The organism is Sorangium sp. So ce176 (genome assembly GCF_051519835.1).
GTDB lineage: Bacteria > Myxococcota_A > Polyangia > Polyangiales > Polyangiaceae > Sorangium > Sorangium cellulosum_G.
On the sequence record NZ_CP150371.1, the window covers coordinates 10,985,320 to 11,005,575 of the forward strand.

17 protein-coding genes are annotated in these 20,256 nt (G+C 72.6%); 9 read left to right on the plus strand and 8 right to left on the minus strand.

The window, feature by feature from the left end:
* Positions 1-24: 24 nt before the first annotated feature.
* A complete protein-coding gene (locus WMF42_RS41415) occupies positions 25-708 on the minus strand; it encodes an HAD family hydrolase (protein ID WP_233561535.1) in 684 nt (227 codons plus the stop codon).
* Between the two features lie 52 nt (positions 709-760).
* Positions 761-1,528, minus strand: coding sequence for a phosphoadenosine phosphosulfate reductase family protein (locus WMF42_RS41420; protein WP_061608621.1), 768 nt, complete (start codon positions 1,526-1,528; stop codon positions 761-763).
* Positions 1,529-1,626: 98 nt separating this feature from the next.
* Between WMF42_RS41420 and WMF42_RS41425 the strand changes: the two genes are divergently transcribed.
* Both WMF42_RS41425 and WMF42_RS41430 read left to right on the plus strand, forming a co-directional pair.
* A complete protein-coding gene (locus tag WMF42_RS41425) occupies positions 1,627-2,592 on the plus strand; it encodes an ArsA family ATPase (protein WP_437688605.1) in 966 nt (321 codons plus the stop codon).
* A gap of 20 nt (positions 2,593-2,612) precedes the next feature.
* Positions 2,613-3,809 (plus strand): hypothetical protein, encoded by a 1,197-nt coding sequence (locus tag WMF42_RS41430; RefSeq protein WP_437688607.1) that lies wholly within the window; start codon positions 2,613-2,615, stop codon positions 3,807-3,809.
* 352 nt (positions 3,810-4,161) lie between these two features.
* On the opposite strand, the gene WMF42_RS41435 is transcribed toward WMF42_RS41430, so the two are convergent.
* Positions 4,162-4,959, minus strand: a complete 798-nt coding sequence (locus WMF42_RS41435) for a hypothetical protein (RefSeq protein ID WP_437688609.1) — start codon at positions 4,957-4,959, stop codon at positions 4,162-4,164.
* A 392-nt stretch (positions 4,960-5,351) separates the two neighbouring features.
* On the opposite strand from WMF42_RS41435, the gene WMF42_RS41440 reads away from it, so the two are divergent.
* The 4 genes from WMF42_RS41440 to WMF42_RS41455 all read left to right on the plus strand — a co-directional run bounded on the left by WMF42_RS41440 (position 5,352) and on the right by WMF42_RS41455 (position 11,153).
* Positions 5,352-6,806: a hypothetical protein gene (locus tag WMF42_RS41440; protein ID WP_437688611.1), complete on the plus strand. Its 1,455-nt coding sequence runs from the start codon at positions 5,352-5,354 to the stop codon at positions 6,804-6,806.
* A complete protein-coding gene (locus WMF42_RS41445; protein WP_437688612.1) occupies positions 6,803-9,013 on the plus strand; it encodes a hypothetical protein in 2,211 nt (736 codons plus the stop codon). The genes WMF42_RS41440 and WMF42_RS41445 overlap by 4 nt, the downstream gene beginning before the upstream one ends.
* A gap of 140 nt (positions 9,014-9,153) precedes the next feature.
* On the plus strand, positions 9,154-10,062 hold the full coding sequence (locus WMF42_RS41450) for a hypothetical protein (protein WP_437688614.1): 909 nt from the start codon (positions 9,154-9,156) through the stop codon (positions 10,060-10,062).
* Between the two features lie 29 nt (positions 10,063-10,091).
* Positions 10,092-11,153, plus strand: coding sequence for a hypothetical protein (locus WMF42_RS41455; RefSeq protein ID WP_437688616.1), 1,062 nt, complete (start codon positions 10,092-10,094; stop codon positions 11,151-11,153).
* A gap of 13 nt (positions 11,154-11,166) precedes the next feature.
* On the opposite strand, the gene WMF42_RS41460 is transcribed toward WMF42_RS41455, so the two are convergent.
* The 4 genes from WMF42_RS41460 to WMF42_RS41475 all read right to left on the minus strand — a co-directional run bounded on the left by WMF42_RS41460 (position 11,167) and on the right by WMF42_RS41475 (position 15,758).
* The gene (locus tag WMF42_RS41460) at positions 11,167-11,967 is read right to left on the minus strand and encodes an MlaE family ABC transporter permease (RefSeq protein WP_434044142.1); all 801 of its coding nucleotides are present in this window, start codon (positions 11,965-11,967) and stop codon (positions 11,167-11,169) included.
* A 15-nt stretch (positions 11,968-11,982) separates the two neighbouring features.
* The gene (gene tsaE / locus WMF42_RS41465) at positions 11,983-12,540 is read right to left on the minus strand and encodes a tRNA (adenosine(37)-N6)-threonylcarbamoyltransferase complex ATPase subunit type 1 TsaE (RefSeq protein ID WP_437688618.1); all 558 of its coding nucleotides are present in this window, start codon (positions 12,538-12,540) and stop codon (positions 11,983-11,985) included.
* A gap of 3 nt (positions 12,541-12,543) precedes the next feature.
* Positions 12,544-13,680: a hypothetical protein gene (locus tag WMF42_RS41470; protein ID WP_437688619.1), complete on the minus strand. Its 1,137-nt coding sequence runs from the start codon at positions 13,678-13,680 to the stop codon at positions 12,544-12,546.
* 131 nt (positions 13,681-13,811) lie between these two features.
* Complete coding sequence (locus tag WMF42_RS41475) at positions 13,812-15,758, minus strand: hypothetical protein (protein WP_437688621.1); 1,947 nt, start codon at positions 15,756-15,758, stop codon at positions 13,812-13,814.
* Positions 15,759-15,817: 59 nt separating this feature from the next.
* Here WMF42_RS41475 and WMF42_RS41480 point away from each other — a divergent pair, with 59 nt between their 5' ends.
* The 3 genes from WMF42_RS41480 to sdhB are packed head-to-tail and all read left to right on the plus strand — an operon-like array spanning position 15,818 to position 19,556.
* Positions 15,818-16,639 carry a succinate dehydrogenase gene (locus tag WMF42_RS41480; RefSeq protein WP_434044146.1) on the plus strand — a complete coding sequence of 274 codons (822 nt, stop codon included), beginning with the start codon at positions 15,818-15,820 and terminating at the stop codon, positions 16,637-16,639.
* Between the two features lie 54 nt (positions 16,640-16,693).
* A complete protein-coding gene (gene sdhA, locus WMF42_RS41485; RefSeq protein ID WP_437688623.1) occupies positions 16,694-18,736 on the plus strand; it encodes a succinate dehydrogenase flavoprotein subunit in 2,043 nt (680 codons plus the stop codon).
* 1 nt (position 18,737) lies between these two features.
* Positions 18,738-19,556 (plus strand): succinate dehydrogenase iron-sulfur subunit, encoded by an 819-nt coding sequence (gene sdhB / locus WMF42_RS41490; protein ID WP_437688625.1) that lies wholly within the window; start codon positions 18,738-18,740, stop codon positions 19,554-19,556.
* A gap of 80 nt (positions 19,557-19,636) precedes the next feature.
* Here the strand turns inward: sdhB and WMF42_RS41495 are convergent, their stop codons facing one another.
* The gene (locus WMF42_RS41495) at positions 19,637-20,203 is read right to left on the minus strand and encodes a hypothetical protein (RefSeq protein WP_061613190.1); all 567 of its coding nucleotides are present in this window, start codon (positions 20,201-20,203) and stop codon (positions 19,637-19,639) included.
* Between the last annotated feature and the right edge of the window lie 53 nt (positions 20,204-20,256).

Here is a 20,256-nt window from a genome sequence, read left to right on the forward strand (position 1 = left end):
GCCGTCGTCCGGCAGAGGCCGGGATCATGCGGCGAGATGGAGGATCGGCCAGTGGTAGGCCTGCGCGAGCAGCTTGAGCTTGCGGTCCGGGTTCACCGCCGCCGGGTAGCCGACGACCGAGAGCATCGGGACGTCCGAGTAGCTGTCCGAGTAGGCGAAGCACTCGTCGAGGTCGTGCCCGTGCGCGTGGGCGTGCTCGCGGATGAGGCGCGCCTTCTCGGGGCCGGCCACGACGGGGCGCAGGAGCTTGCCCGTCGCGAACCCGTCCTTCACCTCGAGCCGGTTCGCGATGATGCCCGTGGCCCCGAGGTGCTCGGCGAGGATCTGCATCAGGAAATCCAGCGCGCCGGAGATGAGGACGACGTCGTGCCCCTTGTCGAGGCTGCACTTCACGAGGTCCCGCGCCTTGCCGTAGATGGCCGGCTTGAGCACCTTCGCGAACGCCTCCTCGGCGAGCGCCATCAGGCGATCCTCGGAGACGCCGTCGAAGGAGCTGAAGAGCAGCTCGTTGAAGAGGCGCCGATCCTGCAGCTCCGCCATCGCCATCCACGGCGCCTTGACGAGCGCGCGGCCGAGCTTCGCGAGGCTGTGCATCGGCGTCGGCTGGTTCAGCATGTAGAACACCGTCGGGTGCACGAGGTTGGTCGTGACCAGGGTGCCGTCTACGTCGAAGTAGCTCGCCGGCATGTGGGGCAAATCTCCCTTCATGCCCTTTGAGTCAAGATCGAGCTGGCGCGTACCGGGGTTCGCAGGCGAATCGTCACGCCGCGAAGAGGCGCTCGTAGCGGTCGTCGAGCTCGACGCCGCCGTCGGTGTCGCCCCGGTCGACCGGGTTGATCCCGCAGTATTCGACGCTCGCCAGGTGGCGCCAGCGCCCGGCGCGCTCCGGCTCGTCGGGCAGCACCGGGGTCGTGCAGGGGAAGCAGCCGATGGTGCGGAAGCCCATCGCGTGCAGGGGGTTCTCGATCGCGTCCGGATGTGCAGCGAAGTAGGCGTCGAGGTCCTCGCCGCTCAGCGACGCGAACGGGTGGACGCGGATCGCGTTGTTCGCCGGGTCGAGGCCGAACGGCGCGACCTTCGCGCGGGCGCCGCCCTCGCCGCGCCGCAGCGCCGCGACGAGCGCGTCGTAGCGGCCGCGGATGGCGTGCAGCGGGACGGACTTGCGGAGCTCGCAGCAGCGCTCCTGGCCCTCCTTCGAGAGGTAGAGCAGCCCCTCGTCGCGCGTCTGCTGCATGAAGCTGCGCTCGGGCGAGAGCGTGACGACGCGCAGGTTCGGGTGGGTCCGCGCGAGCTGGTCGCGCGTGGCGAGCGTCTCGGCGTGGAGCACGCCGGTGTCGACGAAGACAACGTCGAAGGCGAGGCCGGCGCGGTCGGCCGCGTGGCAGAGCGCGGTCCCGGCCCGCTGCATGCTGCTCAGGATGGCCGCGCGGGGGCCGAAGGACTCGCGGACGAAGCGGAGGAGCTCGATGGGCGGCGCGCCCTGGAAGCGTCGGTTCAGCGGTTCGAGGTGTCGCTCGGTGATGCGCATACGCGATGCATAGCAGAGCCCGTTTCCTTGATCCGGGTTGCCTTCGCCGGAGCTTGCGCCTAACTCCGCTTCGCGGAATGACCAGCGCCCACCAAGCCTTGCAAGCCGGCGGACTCGGCCAAGGGCTCCCGGAGCTCGAGCGTCGGCGCTTCCTGTTCGTGACCGGCAAGGGAGGCGTCGGGAAGACGACGATCTCCGGCGCGCTCGCCCTCGCGTTCGCCGCCCGCGGCAAGCGCGTGCTCGTCGCGATGTGCAACACGAAGGAGCGGCTCTCGGCCATCCTCGGCACGAAGCCGATCGGCCCGGAGGTCACCCACGTGGCCGAGCGGGTGTGGGCGGTGAACATCTCGCCCGACAAGGCGCTCCGGGAGTACGGCGAGATGGTCCTCAAGGTGCGCGCCGCCGCCGATCTCGTCTTCGACAACAAGTACACGCGCACCTTCTTCCGCGCGGTGCCCGGGCTCTACGAGTGGGCGATGCTCGGCAAGGCGTGGTTCCACACGACCGAGCTGCTCGCCGACGGATCGAGCCGCTTCGACGTGGTGCTGCTCGACGCGCCCGCGACAGGGCACGGCATGGACATGCTGCGCGTGCCCAAGGTGATCCTCGACGTGGCGCCGCCGGGCATCCTGCGCCGGGACGCCGAGGCGGCGTGGGCGATGTTCCGGGACCCGGCGCGGAGCGGGGTCGTCGTCGTCACCCTCCCGGAGGAGATGCCGGCCACCGAGACCGTCGAGCTCGTCGCGGAGGTCCGGGGCGAGCTCGGGCTGCCGGTCCACCGGCTGATCATCAACGGCGTGCTGCCGCCGTTGTTCTCGCCCGAGGAGCGCCGGGCGCTGCTCGCGGATCCGGGGCGCCTCGACATCGGCGCGCCGTCGCGCGCCGCGCACACCGTCGAGAGCGTCGTCGTGGCGGGCGCGCGGCGGTCGATGCGCGAGTCGGTGCAGCACGAGAGCCTGGCGCGCCTGCGCCGCGAGCTCGACCTGCCGACCGTGATCCTGCCGTTCCTCTTCGACGAGGCCTCGACGGTCGCCGGCACGCGGACGCTGGCCGAGCGCCTCTGAGCGGGACGATGCCGGCGGCGATGGTGCGAGCGAGCCCGCTGCTCTGCGACGGACGCGCGCTGCTCGACGCCGATCGCCTCCTGCGCGCGGGCGTCGCCGATCGGCGCGCGAGCTTCGAGCTCGCCTTCACGGCGGCGCCGCCGCACACGGGGTTCCTCGTGGTCGCCGGGGTCGAGGCGGCGCTCGAGGCGCTCGCGCTGGACGGCGGGCGGCTCGACCCGGCGGAGGTCTTCGCGGCGCGCGCGGCGTGCGGCCTGAGCGACGCGCTCGTGGAGCGGCTCGCGGGCGCGGCGCTCTCGGTCGACATCGACGCGATGCCCGACGGGACGATCGCGTTCCCGGGCGCGCCGGTCGTCACGGTGGAGGGGCCGTTCGTCGAGGCGCTCCTCGTGGGCGCGCTGCTCGTGCCGGCGCTCCGCCGGGGCACGGCCGCGGCGACGCGGGTGGCGCGGCTCCTCGTCGCCTCGGACGGCGGCGCCGTCGTCGACGGGTCGTCGGCGCGCGTGCCGTTCGCCGACGAGGCGCTGGCGCTCGCCCGCGCGATGCACGTGGGCGGCGCGGCCGCGACGACGAGCGCGCTCGCGGCCGCGGCGCTCGGCATCCCGTTCCGCGGCGAGGCGGGGATCGACCTCGGCGAGATCGCGCCGCCGCCGTCGCCGCTCGAGGGGAGCTGGCCCTGGTACGCCGACCGGGTGATCGACCTCGGGGGTCACGACGAGGAGGCGCTGCTCCTCGAGGCGCGGCGCGTGGGCACGAGCGCCGGCGGCTGGGTCGCCTCGGGGCTCGCGGAGCTCTCGGAGGGGCTGCCCGCGGCGCGCTACGAGCTCGTGGCGCTCGAGGAGTCGGGCGCGTGGTCGCTCCGGCAGGGCGCGAGCGGCCGCGGCGACGTGATCGCGGGGCGCAAGATGGTGGCGCGCTACTACGACGAGGCCGGGCGCGCGGTCGTCGACGTGATCCACCTCGCGCACGAGCGGATGCTGACGCCGCGGGCGCTCGGGGTCGCGCGGCTCGCCCCCCTCGCGCGCGCGGTGATGCGCGGCGGCGACGCCCTCGAGTCCCCCGAGCCGCCGGGCGTCGGGCGCGAGCGCTCGGTCGCGGCGCGCGAGCTGCTCCCGCACGCGGTCGCGCACCTGCGCGCGCCGGCGCGCTACCCGGTGCAGCTCTCGCCGGCGCTGATCGCGCTGCGCGAGCCGGAGCCGCCGAGCTCGTGGCGGTGAGGGCGGGGCGCGTGCGGGAGGGATCCCGTCGCGCGCGAAGGGGGGCGTCACGGGCACGGAGGTTTCGCGCGGGCGCGGGAAGCTTCGCGCCCGCGGTCCTGAAGCTTCGCGCGCGGTCTTGAAGCTTCGCGCGCGGGTCGGAAGGTCGAATTTCTCGGGAAATTCGTCCTCCGGCGCGCGCCGGAAGGCGCCGGGGGCGCCGGGGACGCCGCTAACTACGCGAAATCTCGTGCTCCGGAGCGCGCGGGAAGCTTCCGGAGCGCGCGGGAAGCTTCCGGGCCGCGCGCGAAGGTCTCGGGCGCGCGCGGGAAGCCTCCCGGAGCGCCCGGGAAGCCAGGGTCTGTGTGTCGGATTACTCGAAGTCGGCGCCGGCGGTCTCTTCGATCGGCGCTGCCGGCTGGGGCGGCGTGGCGGCGGGCTTGCCTGGCGTGGCCGGCGTTGTCGCGGGCTTGCGCTGGGGCGCCTTGCGGCTCGCGAGGCCGAGGCGGATGAGGTAGCTGCGCTTCTTGACGACGGCGCGGGCCGTCGTCGCCCACTCGTCGAACCAGCCGCGCAGCTTGACGAGCGCCTCGCGCCGCCGCGCGGCTTCGGGGACATCGGTTGTCTCGGGCAGAGGCGATGTCGGGCCGAGCGCCACGTCGACAAGGCCCTTGAGGCGCTTGCGCTCTGCCTTGTCGAGACCGCGGGTGGCGAGGAATGCGACGGCCTTCTTGTCGCCCTGCTTCGTCGCGGCGCGGTCTGGATCGGTGCCATTCTCGAGGGCGTCGAGCCGCGCGAGGAAGGTGGCCACGCCGCGGACCGCGGCGGTGCCGGTGGAGGGCGAGAGGTCCTTGAATATGTAATCGTGCACGTCGGGGAAGCGCCGGCGCAGCGCGGCGCCATGACGGGCGTAGTTGGGCTCGTCCCACTGGTCGATCTCCCCTGTCGCGGCGCGCTGCGCCCTGGCGTCGTCGGTATCGGTTGATGCGCCGGCGGTCTTGCGCGGGGCGGCGAGGACGTCGAGGAGGAACGCGCGGCCCTCCAGGATATCGTCGTCGGTCATGCCCGCTCCGGCCATCAACGTGCGAACCGCGGCGACGGCGCCTATCCCGATCAGGAGCTTTGTGGCGCGCTCCGGCGTGGCCTCGAGGACTGCATTCGAATACTCCATGGCTGATTTCCTCCCTGCCGTCCGGCAGAGCCGGACGGCGGCAATGAGGAGGGAAGGTACAATGGATGTCGGCGCGGTTGAAAAGGGCTTTCTCGCCTGAGCTACCGTCGAGTTTTTGCTGCCTCGACCTGGGCGAGCCCGTGTTTGGAGCTGACGTCGGATCACCCGTCTTCCGCCTCCCGCCTCCCGTCCTTCCCTCTCGTTGTCCGCGTTCCCGTGCTCGCTTGCCGTGGTCCCTGGTGCCTCTTCACCAAGGACGGAGCGACGGGAAACTCGGGGGCGTGTTCTTCGGCCAAGCAATGTCCTACCGCTCCCGTGTGGACCCTTGCACCTGGCCAATGAGCGGGCGAGCGTCCGCGGGCGAGAAGAATCGCGGGGTGGAGGTAATGCTCATGAGAAGGAGAACGAGGCGACCGGGGACGTCCCTTGTGGCGGCCGCGACCGCCCTGGCGCTGGGCGCGATGGCCACAGGGTGCTTGTGGCCGCGCGAGGAACACGCGCCCGGCAGGTTCTGCGCGCAAGCCGACACCAGCGTTGTCGAGCACTGCGTGGACGCGAGCGAGGGCCCGGGCAGCGCGTGGAGCAAGGCCGAGGAGGATGGCGAGCTACCGATCCAGATGTGGGCGCGGCCGCCGTTCAGCGTGTCCGACGCGTTCGTCGCGAGCGAGGCGGAGCTCAGAGCCTGGTTCGACAACCTCGATCGGGCCGTGGCGTACGTGCGCGACGAGAAGAAACACGCCGAGTCGCTCCGGGCGACCCTGCACGGCGAGCTCCTCGGGCTGCTCCTGACGTACAGGCGCCATCAGAAGGAGATCCTCGACGAGGAGCCGGTCCGCGCGGCCGACAACTTCACGCGGGCCATGACCGACAAGGCGAGCGCCGAGGAGGAGCCGCTCGCGGCCGCGCTCGCGGCGGACAAGCAGGCGATGGCGGTCGTGCGGGCGGTCTTCGATGAGGCCCGGCGCGACGCCGCGCCGCTCGTGTCCAGGTACGCGGCCGTCGCGGCGCGGTTCGCGGACCACCGCGCGACCGAGGCGGCGGAGACGGCGGCGTACGCGGCGCTCTCGGCGGAGGCGTCGCGGTCGGGCCTGGACGACCTCGAGGGCGCAGAGCAGGCCGTGCTCGCCGCGGCGCGCGAGGCGAGCCGGGCGCCGAACGAGCTCGCCGCGGAGATCATGACGCTGTCGGCGGAGCTCCAGGCGCTCGCGGTGTCGTTCGAGGAGGCGATCGCGCCGCACAGGGAGGTGCTGGCGACGCACGGCGCGGTGGTGCCGGACATGACGTCGGGGGCGCTGCGCTCGCTGGGCGCGATGCTTGGCTACGCGCAGCGGCGCGTCGCCCGGAGCGACGCGACAGCGACGGCGCTGCTCGGCGGCATCGCGCTGCGGCGGCAGGCGCTCCGCGTGCTGCAGGGCGGTGAGGGGGCGCGCGAGGCGGTCGCGCGATCGCGGAGCGAGCGGGCGTCGGAGCGGTTCCGCGAGGGAGCGCGCGCGCGGGCGGAGGCGCTGTCGGCGGTGCCGCCGGTGAGCGAGAAGCTCGGGCTGCCGCTGCTGGCAGCGCGGTACGGGGAGCTCCTGGCGCTCGTGCAGATGCGGCCGCTCTGCGAGGCGGCTGGGTCGTCGTGGCGCGAGGCCGGGTGCGCGGAGCTTCGAGGCAAGCTCGACGCCGCGGAGGCGGAGCTCAGGACGGGACTGCCGAAGAAGATCGCGGCGGGCCTCGCCGCGTTGCGGGAGAAGGGGATGGCCGCGGCGGCGCTCGACGCGGCGCAGGCGCGGCTCGACGCGGGCGATGTGAAGGGCGCCGCGATCGCCTATGACGCCGCCGTGCGCGGCGCGGAGGGGACATGAGCCGATCGAACGAGATTGCGTCGCGTGGCCGGAGCGCCGCCGTTGTCCACAAGCTCGTCGCGCTGGTCACGATGCTGACGTTGCTCTCGCCGTCGTTCGCGCGGGCGGGCACGCCGTACACCATCCTCTGGAGCAGCCATCACGAGGCCAGCTCGTGCGGGATCCCCGAGCTGGAGACGGAGGGCGACGCCTTCTTCGAGGTGAACCGGACGCCGCTGCCCACGCACTCGGTTCCGGACGCGCTGCAGATCGAAGCCGATGGCTCCCAGAGCAACACCTTCGAGGCGGAGTTCGACTCGGTGCTGCTACGCACGGGCAGGAACGACTTCCACTTCGGGGTCCACACCGCGAACGGCAGCGACTGGTGTACCCACGCGCACGAGGTTGTGCACCTCGTCTCCGAGCCGCTCGGGCTGAACAAGCCGCTCTTCAACGTCCGTCGCGACGGGATCGGCTTCGAGGGGAGCACCGACGTCGACCTGAGCCTCGCGGAGATCAACCCCGACCTCGCGCGCGACATCGCGGAGCTGGAGGTCAGGATCGCCCGGCTGATGACGGAGCTCCTCCGCGACGCCGCCAGGGTCGCGGACCTCCGGGAGAGGATGGACCTCTTGCGGCAGCTCGACACGGAGCTGCACGACCTGGTGCAGTGGCCGCTGGACGAGATCTCGCGGACCGACCTCGACGCGATCCTCGACCGGTACAAGGACGTTGTCGACGAGGAGACGCGGGTGGCGATGCAGCAAGTCGTCGACGACCTGAAGAAGAGCGTCAGCGATCTGGAGAGCGAGCTCGCGCGGCTGCTCGACGAGTTCGGCGCGCAGGCCGACGAGGTGGCGGACCTGGCGACGCAGGATGCTCGCGTCGACGGGTGGGATCCGGACGACCCGTGGAGCTACGCGCTCGGGGAGAGCGAGGTGCCGTGGGTGGAGGTGCCGGACGTCGCGGAGGTGGACGGAGCGTTCGACGAGGGGCGGGACCCATACGCGGCGTACGCGGACGCGGTGATCGCGGCGCTCGAGGCGGCGGTGCGCGGGGGCGCGGTGGTCGCGCGGGCGGACTTCGTGGCGAACGTGCGGGCGTGGCGAGAGAACAGCGCGGCGCTGGAGATCGCGCTGCGCGACCGGATGGGCGTGTCGCTTTCGGAGACGAACGCGTTCCTGAAGGCGCAGAACCGGATCACGGCCGTCGTGCGGCGGTACATGGATGCGTCGGACTGGTTCGCGGACACGCCGGTGCCGGCGGACCTGCGCTTGTACGTGGACACGGTGCTCAAGCCGCGGTTCGATGCGCTCGCCGACCAGATGAAGGACAGCCTGAACCTGTGGACGGGTCCGGCGCTCGACCTGGAGCAGACGCAGCTCTACCAGACGATCAGCGCGTTCGCGGGGGCGATGTCGACGGTGGGCGAAGGCGTCGAGGCGTACGCGGGGGTGATGCAGACGCTCGTGCACGCGACGACGCGCATCGGGGTGGGGTTCGTGCCGGTGGTGGGGCCGGCGCTCGACCTGTGCGAGGCGGTGACGGGCAAGGAGTGGTGCCTGCCGTCAGGGCGAGAGCTCAGCGACGAGGAGCGGATCTTCTCGGGGCTGGGGTTCAAGCTTGCCGCGGTCGGACCTGGCTGGCGCGCGATCAAGGGCGCCGGCGGGATGACGCCGGGGGCGATCCGGGTCGCCGGGGAGATCGCGGAGGTCGATGAGGTCGTTGTCAATGGATTCAAGGTATGGAAGCTCCGCGGGTACAAGAACCTGGACGGGCACGTCACGAAGAACGCGTTCAACACCTTCGAGAAGGCGGCGATCAGCCACATGACCCGCGAAGGGCGGGCGCTCCTCGGCGTCGGCGACGAGGGCGTGCGCAAGATGCTCAAGATGCCGGCAGAGTCGCTCCCCGGCAGGTCCGGCGGGAGGGCTCCTGACTTCGTGACGGTGTCCCGCGGGCAGCAGCTCATCGTGAGCGAAGTGAAAGGGGGCGACACAGTAAGGATCAAGGACGTGACCGACCAGTTGTCGAACGGGATGGAGGCGCTACGGAAGGAGGGGGTCGTCGGAGATGTCGAGCAGGTCGAGCTCATCATGAAGCGCGGTGCGAAATTCAAGCCGGAAGATACCTATGCCGTTAAGGATGGGTACCTCTTCAATGTGAAGAAGGGCAAGAGGGAGACCCTGAACGGTTTCAACAGACCCATCCGGGTAATCCAGCTATGAGCGACTCGGGACCGTGGTTCTTCGCCTGGTGTGATGGTCCACAGAGGCTCGACGCGTTGCTCGCCGCGCTGTCCGCCCTCGTATACCCAGGGACTCGTATTGGCGTCTCGCACGACGCTACCCTCACTGACACGACCTCCATGGACGAGGCGGTTGCGATGATCCGCGCCGAGTTCTCCGAAGGTCCTTCCGGTGGAGCAATCTTTGACGTGATGCTGAGCGGCTCCAAACGTCTCTTCGGTTGCAGTGTCGACTGCTACACGGCAGAGGCCGGCCACGACATCTCGGCCGGCCCCATCGACATGGCCACGTGCGACCAGCGTAGGTTTCTCTACTCCTACCTCGAGCTCGCCTGGGGCAGGGGCCCGCGCTCGATCGAGGCCGAGGCCGCGGTCGCATGGCACCTGCTCCGGGACGACCTCGAGGACCTCCTGCTCCGCCTCTGCGCGCCCGACGCCAGCGGCCGCGTTCGGACCGGCGCATGCACGAACGCAGGGGACTGGATCGCGCCCGTCCGCATGTGCGCGACGTACAACGCGGACGCGCGGGACATCGCGCGCGATCTCGCCCTCTCGTGGCTACAGCGCCACGACAAGGAGATGGTATCGCGCAATGCGGGCCTGTCGCTGGAAGCGCTCCGCGCGCGGGTGGAAGCCGCGCCGGCCGGGGCGCGCGTCCCACTCAAGGGCGGCAGCGAGCGCGCGCACGCGCTCTCCCGCGAGACCGTCCTCAAGGCGCTGGCAACGCCGCCCTCCGCCCTGCTGGAGGCGCTCGAGGCCGCGGCGGTGCCGGACGACGCGTGGCGCGCCGCCGAGCCGCGCGCGCGAGAGATCCTGGCGCTGACGAGCCAGATCGCGGAGACCGGCGAAGGCCCGCCCACGTGGGCGGTGCACACGGAAACGCGCGCCCACGTCCGCTTCCTCCGAAAGCACGCGCCGTTTCACGTGCGCCGCCTCGCAAGCGGCGGCGTGATCCTGGCGACCCACCCGTTCCGCTCGCTCTGGCCGCTCTGGGTCGACGCGCTCTTCTCGCTCGGCCTGATGCCCTGACCCAGCAACCTCATGAGGGTGATCCAAGGATGAAACCAGGGCCGTACTTCTTCGCCTGGTGTGGCGAGGCAGAGCGGGTCGACGCGTTCGCGGCGGCGTTGCCGGCTCTCGTCGCGCGCGGGAGTTCTATCCGCGTGAGGATGGGCTCCGATGTGGATCGCACGGTGAACTTCGTGGACGAGGCGGTCGCGATGATGCGCGTCCGCTTCGGACGCACCGATGCCGAAACCTACTTCGACATGGAGCTCGACGACCGACGCATACTCTGTGGCCACTATCGCTGCTTCACGGACAAGAGCGAACGTCTCAAGCCACGGGGCCCTATCCACATGGTCCCTGATAGCGCGGCGGACATTCTCCCGCGCGAATTGTACCTCGCCCTGGGCAGCGAACCGCGCTCCGTGGAGGCGGAGGCCGAGCTCACGTGGCACATCGTTCTGGACTACCTCGAGGACCTGCTGCTCCGCCTGTGCGCGCCCGACGCGAGCAGGCGCGTCTCGACCGGCGGCTGCACGAGCGCGTGGACCTGGCTAGCGCCGGTCTCGATGTGCGCGACGTACAACGCGGACGCCCGCGACATCGCGCGCGACCTGGCCCTGTCGTGGGTCAGCCTCCACGACAAAGAAAAGGTCTCGCTGATCGCGGGCATGTCGCTGGAGGCGCTGCACGCGCGTATCGACGCCGCGCCGGCCGGGGCGCGCGTGGTTCCGACGGACAAGAGCGGGCGCTCGATCCCGCTCTCCCGCGAGACCGTCCTCAAGGCGCTGGTCATGCCGGGCTCCGCTCTGATCGAGGCGCTCGTGGTCGCCGCGGATGTGCGCGACGAGGCGTGGCGCGCCGCGGAGCCGCGCGCCGAGGAGATCCACAACCTGACGGTGCAGGCCCGGGCGCGCGGTGACGGGTTCACCCGCGGCGGCGGGTCCCTCACCTGGGTGAAATTGACGGGCGAGCACGTTTACTTCCTGGTCGATCACGCCCCGTTCCACGTCCGGCGCCTTCCGAACGGTGGCATCTTGCTGGCGACCCACCCCTACCGCACGCTCTGGCCGCTCTGGTCCGACGCGCTCTTCGCGCTCGGCCTCGCGTCCTGACGCCGCCGCCGGCTCACACGTCGAGCAGGAGCTGCGTCAGGATGTAGTTCGTGACCAGCACGGTGACGCAGCTCTCGACGACGGCGCGCGTCGTCGCGACGCCGACGCCGCGCGCGCCGCCGGAGGCGAAGAAGCCGTGGCGGCACGAGACCGCCGAGACGATGAAGCCGAAGACGCACGCCTTGATGAGCCCCATCGAGATGTCGCTGGGGAGGGCGAAGTCGCGGACGCTCTGGAAGAACGCGCCCGCGTCGCCGCCGAGCCAGAGCACGGCGACGAGGTACGAGCCGCACATGCCGACGCTCGTGTAGAGGATGCACAGGAGCGGCAGCATCACCGTCGCGGCGAGGAGCCGGGGCGAGAGCAGGTACTGCACAGGGCTCACGCCCATCGTCGCGATCGCGTCGATCTGCTCGGTGACGCGCATGTTGCCGAGCTCCGCGGCCATCGCGCTGCCGGCGCGCGCGGTGACCATGATCGCGGAGAACACCGGCGCGAGCTCGCGCGCGAGCGAGACAGCGACGAGCCCGCCGACCCGTCCCTCGGCGCTGAACGCGCGCAGCGCGTAGGACGTCTGCAGCGTCACGACCATGCCGCTGAAGACCCCCGTCAGGCCGACGATGAAGACCGACTGGGCGCCCATGAAGTCCATCGCCGCCAGGAACTGCGCGGGGCGGAACGGGGGGCGCACGAGCCAGATGATCGTCTGGGAGGTGAGCGTGACGATGTGGCCGATGTTCTCGAGGAACCCGAGGACCGGCCCCAGCAATTTGTCGAGCAGCTCGCCGCGGCTGGGCTCAGCGCCTCCGGTCACGATGCCGCTCTTGTATCACGCAACGCCGCCGCGCACGGGTCCAGGCGCGCGAAGACCCTGCCGGCCCGCGAGATCGCCCTCGAGCGCGGCGAGCACGGTGAGGCTGCGCTCGCCCGTCGCCCGGATCTCCGCGGCGCGGCCGGGCGCGGCAGGATCCGCGGGCGCGGCGAGGTGGATCAGGAGCGCGTCCCCGCCGAGCGCCTCCACGAACGGCTCGCCCCACTCCACGACGACGACCGCCCCCTCGCCGCGGCGCTCGCGCAGGCCGAGGTGGGCGAGCTCTGCTGTCGCGGCGCCGAGCACGCCGTCATCGGACGACGCGCCGCCGAGGCGGTAGGCGTCGGCGTGCGCGATCGGGACGCGGCCCTCGTGCTCGTGGACCAGCGTGAAGGTCGGGCTGGTGATCGGGAGCACCGGCGGCACGCCGAGCGCCCGGCAGAGGGCGCGGGCGAAGAACGTCTTGCCGGCGCCCAGGTCGCCGGCGAGGACCACGAGGTCGCCGCCCGCGAGCAGGCCGGCGAGCGCGCGGGCGAGGCGGATGGTGCTGCGGCGGCTCGGGAGCTCGATGCGCATGCGTCAGAACCGGGCCCCGGCGCCGAGCGTCGCGCCGAGCAGGAGCAGGGAGCCGTCCCCCGCGGGGACCCACCGGAGGTTGCCGAGCTGGGCCTCGAGCTGCACCGAGGGGCCCAGCGCGAGCGCGACGTCGATCGACGCCCCGAGCACCGGGCGCACCTCGAGATCGCGGCGGTACGTCGCGCCGCCAGGCCCGACGACGCCGGCGCCCGACCTGAAGAACGCGCCGAGGTGGAGCGCCGGGCCGACGTGCAGCGGGAACGCGCGCCACGCGCCCTCGTGCGGCGTGAGGCTGGGCGTCAGCATCAGGCGCGCGCCGCCCTCGATCCAGCCGGCGAACGGCCCGGCCAGGTTGCCGCCGCCGCCCGCGAACAGCTCGAACCCGCGGTCGCCGGGCGCGTAGGCGACGCGCGCCGTCCCGACAAGCGACGCCGCGCTGCCGCTCGCGCCCGGGAGGCGCGCCGCCGCGACGGCGGCCCCGAGCGCCGCGGACACGGCGAACCGGCGCCCGCCCGAGTACGCGGGCCAGACGCGCTCCGGCCCGAGGGGGTAGGCCATCAACACCTCCTTGGCCGGCGGGGCCGCCGGCGCCGCGGGCACCGGCGGCAGCACCACCGTCCCGCCCTCCGACGGGGGCGGCGCGCCCGCCGACGGGGCGCGCGCGGCGCGCTCCCAGGGGAGCTCGCCGATGCCGATGCCCTCGGGGCGGAGGAGCACGGCCAGCATCTCCTGCGTCTGCCGGGTCGCCTGGCCCTGATCGACCTCCCGCGCGACCGACTCGACCCGGCCCGTCGAGGCGAGGTACGCGGTGAGCTCGACCCGGGTGGTCGTGACCGCCGGCTCGACGGTGCCGGTGAGGACCCAGTCCGCGCCCGTCTGCGCGCTCACGGCGCGGAACTCGTCCGCGGCGTCGGCGACGCCGTCGGCGACGCCCTTGAGCGCGGCCGCGATCGCGCCGTCGGGCACCGGGGTGTGGCCGAGGGCGGTGAGCCCGCGCGCGACCTCGGCGTCCGCGGCGCTCCGGGCGGCCGCGTCGGTGCCGCCGCGCGCGGGCAGCAGCGCCACGCGGTCGGCGAGCGCGGCCGGGGCGAGCGCCGTCAGCGCGGCGGCGGCGGCACAGGAGAGGGCTCGGCGGATCATGGGGCGCCATGCTACGCGCCCCGCGAGGCAGGAGCAGCCCAAGGACGACGCGCCAACGTGCTCTTCGCGCGCGGCCCCTCCGCGCGCGAATTGCGCGCGGAGAAGCGCGCCGGCCAGGCGGTTCGCCCGGCTCATCGCGCTTTCCCGATCTCGCGGTACCCGACTTCCCTGGGGAGCACGCGCTTTCCGCCGAAGCCGGTCGCCGACGTCGTCCACAGCTCGGCCCGCGCGCTGCTCAGGGAGCTCGCCGCCGCGAGGCGCCGCGCCTTCACCTCGGCCGGGTCCTCGGTGCCCGTCTTCGGCAGCCTCTGCACGCCGGCCCAGGCGAGGACGCCGGCGTCGCGCCCGAGCGCCGCCCAGAAGCTCGGCGGCGCCGGGTGGGTGGCGAGCCACGCGCCGAGCGCCGTCGCCGCGCCCGACGCGCCCGGGGGCGGCGCATCCGGAGCGCCCGCGGCAGGCGGGCGCGGCGCGCCGGCGGCCGCCGCGGCGAACGGGAAGGGCCCCGCCGCCGCGACGAGCGACCCCGGCGGCGGCGAGGTGGCCGCCTCGAAGCCGAGCGCGATCGTCACCGAGCGCGGGGCGGCGCGGATCGCCTGCTCCGCGCAGGGCGCGTCGCCGGCCAGGATGAGCCCCCGGATGCCCAGGGGCCGGAGCGCGCGCGGGTCGAAGGTCCCGTCGCAGGGGAGCGCGAGCGCGACGCCGCCCTCGGCCGGCGGCGCCGCGGCAGCACGCGGCCGCGCGGCCGCGGCGCCCGGCTGCGCGGCCGCGGCGCCCGCGCCCTGCTGGTCCCCGTCGCCGCCGCCCACGAGCGCCACCGGCGTCGCGCCCCGCTCGGCGAGGGCCGCCGCGAGCACCTCGATGCCCCTCGCGGGCTCCTCGCCCACCACGAAGACGAACGCGCCGTCGAGCGCCGCGGGCTCGGGCGGGTGAACGAGGAGCACCGGGATCTCGTTCGTCCGCGCGAACTTCGCCGCCGCTGTCGCCTGCTCCCGGCTCGACCCGGCGATGAGCACCGCGGCGCCCTCGGCGGTCAGGCTGCTCAGCGCCTCCTCGACGCCGCCCTCCCCGCCGACGTCGCGGCTCACGAGCCGCGCGTCCGACCCCGGCCTCAGCAACCCGAGCCCGTGCGCCACGCCGGCGGCGACCTCGACGCTGCGGCGCCGCGACTCGGGCGTGCGCGTCGAGAGCAGCAGGCCGACCGTGGGCGGCTCGACGCGCGCGGTCCCCGCGCCGGCCGCGATCTCGAAGACAGCGTCGCCCTGGCGGCCGAGCAGCGGGCCCGCCCGGTCGAGCAGCTCCTTCGCGAGCGCGACGTCGCGGCGCTCGCGGGCGACGATCGCGAGGCGCTCGGCCACCAGCGAGCGCAGGTCGACCTCCGGCTCCACGACCTCGCCGGCCGCCTGCCCGGCGCGCAGCGCGCTCACGAGGTGCTCGATCGGGACCTTGCGCAGGAGCGCCCCGATCTGCGCGCGCACGGCGGCGCGCTCGTCGTCGCCCGCCTCGCGCAGCCACACGCCCATCAGCTCGAGCGCCTGCGTCCACGCGCCCGCCTCCATCGCGGCGGAGGTGACCTCCTCGTTGAGGAGCGAGCGCACGTACGAGTCGATCACCTTGCTCACCAGCGGGCGCAGCACCCCGAAGGCGGGCTTCGGCTTGCCGGCGCGCCGGAGCGCCGCGCCGCGGAGCACGCGCGCGATGTCCTCGGTCGCGCCGCGCCCCCGCGCCTCGATCTCCGCCGAGAGCGCCTCGGCGCGGCGGACGTCCCCCTGCTCCAGCGCGATCCACGCGAGGTGGGCGTCCGCGACGCGGATGAGGTCGTCGCCCGGGTAGCGCTCCCGGAAGGCGACGAGCTCCGGCTCGAGCGCGATGCGCTCGGCGCGCGCGCCGCTCGCGAAGCGCGTGAGGATGCGGTGCAGCTCTGCCTGGGCCGCGGGCGAGCGGCTGAGGGTCTGGCTCACCGGCGCTCCGCCGCCGGGCGCGCCGCAGCCGGCGCCCGCCGTCGCGACGCCGAGCGCGAGGAGGGCGGCGGCCGCGCTGAAGGCCGCGGAAATTCGGCCGAAAGTGTCGACTGGGTTCACCTTGACGTCACCCGGGCCATCCCATACACCCGCCCGGCCCGCCTTCCATCGAGGTCAGCGTGTCCGAGGCAACCCCCGCGAGATCGCTCTCTTCCGAGAGCCGCCGGTCCTTTCTCCTGCGCAAGCTGCATTCTCTCACCGGCGCCCTCCCCGTGGGCGGTTTCCTGCTGTTTCATTTCTGGACGAACGCGAAGGCGCTCCAGGGGCAGGAGCGGTTCGACGCGGCTGTCGCGGAGATCTCGCACATGCCGTACCTGCCGGTGCTCGAGATCGGGCTCGTCGTGCTGCCCCTCGCGTTCCACGCCCTCTACGGCGTCAAGCTGGCGCTCGAGGGCAGGCCAAACGTGGGCCGCTACACGTACTCGCGCAACTGGATGTACACGATGCAGCGGGTCACGGGGCTGCTCGCCTTCGCGTTCATCGCGCTCCACCTCTGGCAGTACTGGGCGCAGAAGTGGCTGGGCCGGATGGCGCCCGAGGAGTTCTACCCGCGGCTGTGCGCCAGCATGTCGTCGACGATGGGCGGCGTCCCGGTGATGGCGCTGATCTACATCTTCGGCATCGCGGCGAGCGTGTTTCACTTCGCCAACGGCCTCTGGGGCTTCTGCTTCTCGTGGGGCGTCACCGTGTCGCGCCGCGCGCAGCGGACGGCCGCGGTGGTCTTCGGCCTCCTCGGCCTCGTCGTCTTCGTGCTCGGCGCCAACACCGTTGTGTACTTCGCGACCGGCGCGCCGTTCCCCGGCACCCCGAGCCCGGCCGCGGAGGGCGCCCGCACCTGCGCGGACATCGCGTCTCCGACCGCCGCGCGCGGCGTCGGCGCCGCCGCGCGCGGCGTCGACGCCGCCGCGCAGGGTGGGCTGGTCGCGCCGGCCTCGCACTGACCATCGTAGCGGCCGCGCCCGGGTGGGAGCGGCGCGGGAGCACTGGAATCGAACATGGCCGCGAAGAGCACGACGAGGAGCGAGGGGGGGAAGGTTCGGCGCGTTGTCGTCGTCGGTGGCGGCCTCGCCGGCCTGATGACGGTGATCAAGCTGTGCGAGGCGAAGGTCCCGGTCGACCTCATCTCCCTCGTGCCGGTGAAGCGCTCGCACTCGGTGTGCGCGCAGGGCGGCATCAACGCCTCGGTGAACACGAAGGGCGAGGGCGACAGCCCCCAGGTGCACCTGGAGGAGACGGCCTACGGCGGCGACTTCCTCGCGAACCAGCCGCCGGTCAAGGGGATGGCGGAGGCCGCGCCGGGCATCGTGAACATGCTCGATCGCATGGGCGTGCCGTTCAACCGGACGCCCGAGGGCCTGCTCGACTTCCGCCGCTTCGGCGGCACGCTGTACCACCGCACGGCGTTCGCCGGCGCGACGACGGGGCAGCAGCTCCTCTACGCGCTCGACGAGCAGGTGCGCCGGTTCGAGCTCGCCGACGTGACCGACGAGCACGGCGTGTCGATCCCGGGCGAGAAGATGGTCCGGAAGCACGAGTTCTGGGACTTCCTCGGGGCGATCCTCGACGACTCCGGCACGTGCGTGGGCTGCGTGGCGCAGGACCTGAAATCGATGCAGATCCGCGCCTTTACCGGCGACGCGGTCGTGCTCGCGACGGGCGGCTGCGGCATCGTGTTCGGCCGCTCCACGCTGAGCGTCATCTGCACCGGGACGGCGGCGTCGGCGGTCTACCAGCAGGGCGCTGTGTACGCGAACGGCGAGTTCATCCAGGTGCACCCGACGGCGATCCCGGGCGCCGACAAGCTGCGGCTCATCTCGGAGAGCGCGCGCGGCGAGGGCGGCCGCGTCTGGGTGCCGAAGGGCAAGACCGACGCGCGGAGCCCGCGGGACATCCCCGAGAAGGAGCGCGACTACCTGCTCGAGCGGATGTACCCCGGCTACGGCAACCTCGTCCCCCGGGACATCGCGGCGCGCGCGATCTTCAAGACGTGCTTCCACGAGGGGCGCGGCATCTGGAACGCCGCGACGGGCAGGAACGAGAACGAGGTCTACCTCGACCTCACGCACAAGGACGAGAAGTTCCTCCGGGCGAAGCTCGCGGGCATCCTCGAGATCTACGAGAAGTTCGCCGGCACCGACCCGTACCGGAACCCGATGAAGGTCTTCCCGGCGGTCCATTACTCGATGGGCGGCCTGTGGGTCGACTACGAGGCGGACGCGCGGGGCTCGCTCAAGGCCGGGTCGCCGCGCAACCACGCGACGAGCATCCCGGGCCTCTACGCTGTCGGCGAGGTGGACTACCAGTATCACGGGGCGAACCGGCTCGGCGCCAACTCGCTGCTCTCGTGCATCTATGGCGGCCTCGTGTGCGGCCCTGCCGTGGCGAGCTATCAGAAGAGCATCAAGCGGAGCGCCCTGGATCTGCCGCGCTCGATCTTCGACAAGGCCGAGAAGCGCGCCGAGGCCGATTACCAGCGCATCCTGACGCAGAACCAGGACGCGAAGCAGCCGGAGAACGCCTATCGGCTGCACCAGGAGCTCGGCGACATGATGCTGCGCGACTGCACGATCGAGCGCGACAACGCGACGCTCGACCGGGTGCTCGAGAAGCTCGGCGAGCTCGAGGAGCGGGCCGGCCGGATCCGGTGCACGGACACGGCCCCGCGGGTGAACCAGGGGGCGCAGTTCGTGCGGCATTTCGAGAACATGCTGGTGCTCGCGCGGGTGATCGCCGAGGGCGCGAGGCGCCGCGACGAGTCGCGCGGGGCGCATTACAAGCCGGAGTTCCCGGTGCGGAACGACGCCGAGTGGCAGCGCACGACGCTGGCGCGGCACGAGGAGAAGGGCGCTGTGCGGTTCGTCCGCGAGTTCGACTACGTGTGCGCCGGCCAGTCGGTCCACGTGACCGACGCCGTGGACACGTCGCTGGTGGCGCCGCGGGAGCGCAAGTACGATCAGGCGGGCGCGGCGAGCGCGGCGAGCGTCGCGAACGCCGCGAACGTCCAGACGACGGGCAAGCTGTCGCAGAAGAGCGTGTAGCATGGCCAAGGCGAGCGGAGACGAGGCGAACGGGGCGGCGCCGGCGCAGGCGCGGGGCGAGGGCCGGCTGGTGCACCTGCGCGTGCGGCGGCAGGACACCGCGGATCGACCGGAGTCGCGGCGCTGGGAGGAGTTCAAGGTCCCCTACCTGCCGCAGATGAACGTGATCAGCGCGCTCCAGCAGATCCAGAAGGATCCGCGGACCGTGGACGGCAAGGAGGTGGCTCCGGTCGTCTGGGAGGCGGTCTGTCTGGAGGAGGTGTGCGGCTCGTGCACGATGGTGGTCAACGGCCGGGTCCGTCAGGCCTGCTCGGCGCTGATCGACCAGCTCGCGCCGAAGGGCGAGGTGATCACGCTGGAGCCGATGTCCAAGTTCCCGCTCGTGCGCGACCTGCTCGTCGATCGGAGCCGGATGTTCGACGACATGAAGCGCGTGCGCGCGTGGATCGACATCGACGGCACGCACGAGCTCGGCCCGGGTCCGCGCGAGTCGCCGGAGCGCCAGGAGGAGCGGTATCCGCTCTCCCGCTGCATGACGTGCGGCTGCTGCGTCGAGGCGTGCCCGCAGTACAACGACGGTACGAAGTTCGTCGGCGCGTTCGCGATCAACCTGGTGCGGCTCTACAACATGCACCCTTCCGGGGCGATGCAGCAGAACGAGCGCCTCGAGTCGGTGATGGGCGAGGGGGGTATCACCGATTGCGGCAAGTCGCAGAACTGCGTCGAGGTGTGCCCGAAGGAGATCCCCCTCGTCGACTCGCTCGCGCAGGTCGCCCGCGACACGACGAAGCGCATGCTGTTCGGGTGGCTGCTGAAATAGGCACTCATCCGTCGAGTGGCCGGGCAGCTCGGCGAGACCTCCCGCGCAGCCAGGGATGGATGAACCTTGGCGACGAGGTACTACGGAAACGGCGTCCCCATCCCGAAGCCGAAGCCGCTCCCGAACCCCATCCGGACCGGCTCCGTCGTGGTCTGCCGCTCCAGCTTCCGGACGCGCATCCCGAGCAGGTGCGTGAGCAGCGTGCACGTCTGGTGCGCGCGCGGCGTCACGTCGCACCCCATCCAGGCGCCGAACGGCTGGCGCTCGCCGTCGTCGGCGTAGCGGATCACCGCGCCGCTCTGGGCGACAGTGAGCCAGGCGTTCGCCTCGCCCGGCAGCGAGGCGTGCAGCACGCCGATCGTGCCCAGCGCGTCGTCGTTCGGGCCGGTGACCCGCCCGTCCTGCTCCAGCAAGGCCACCGGTTCGGCCTCCAGGCCGAACACCCGCCCGCCGCGATCCACGTTGAGCTGGTGATCGCCGTTCACGAGGACCTTGCCGTCCGGCATGACGTCGATCGCCAGGTCGGCGTAGACCCAGCGGGCGCGGGGGATGTCGAGCAGCGCGCCGCCGCGAGCCCAGTTGGCCGGGGGCGTCGCGGCGCACGCCGCCAGGAGCGAGAGCGGCACGACGAGAGCGAGGCGTCGCATGCGCCGAGCATACCGCAGGAGCCGCCGGCGCGTCGGCCGGCGCGTCGGCTGAC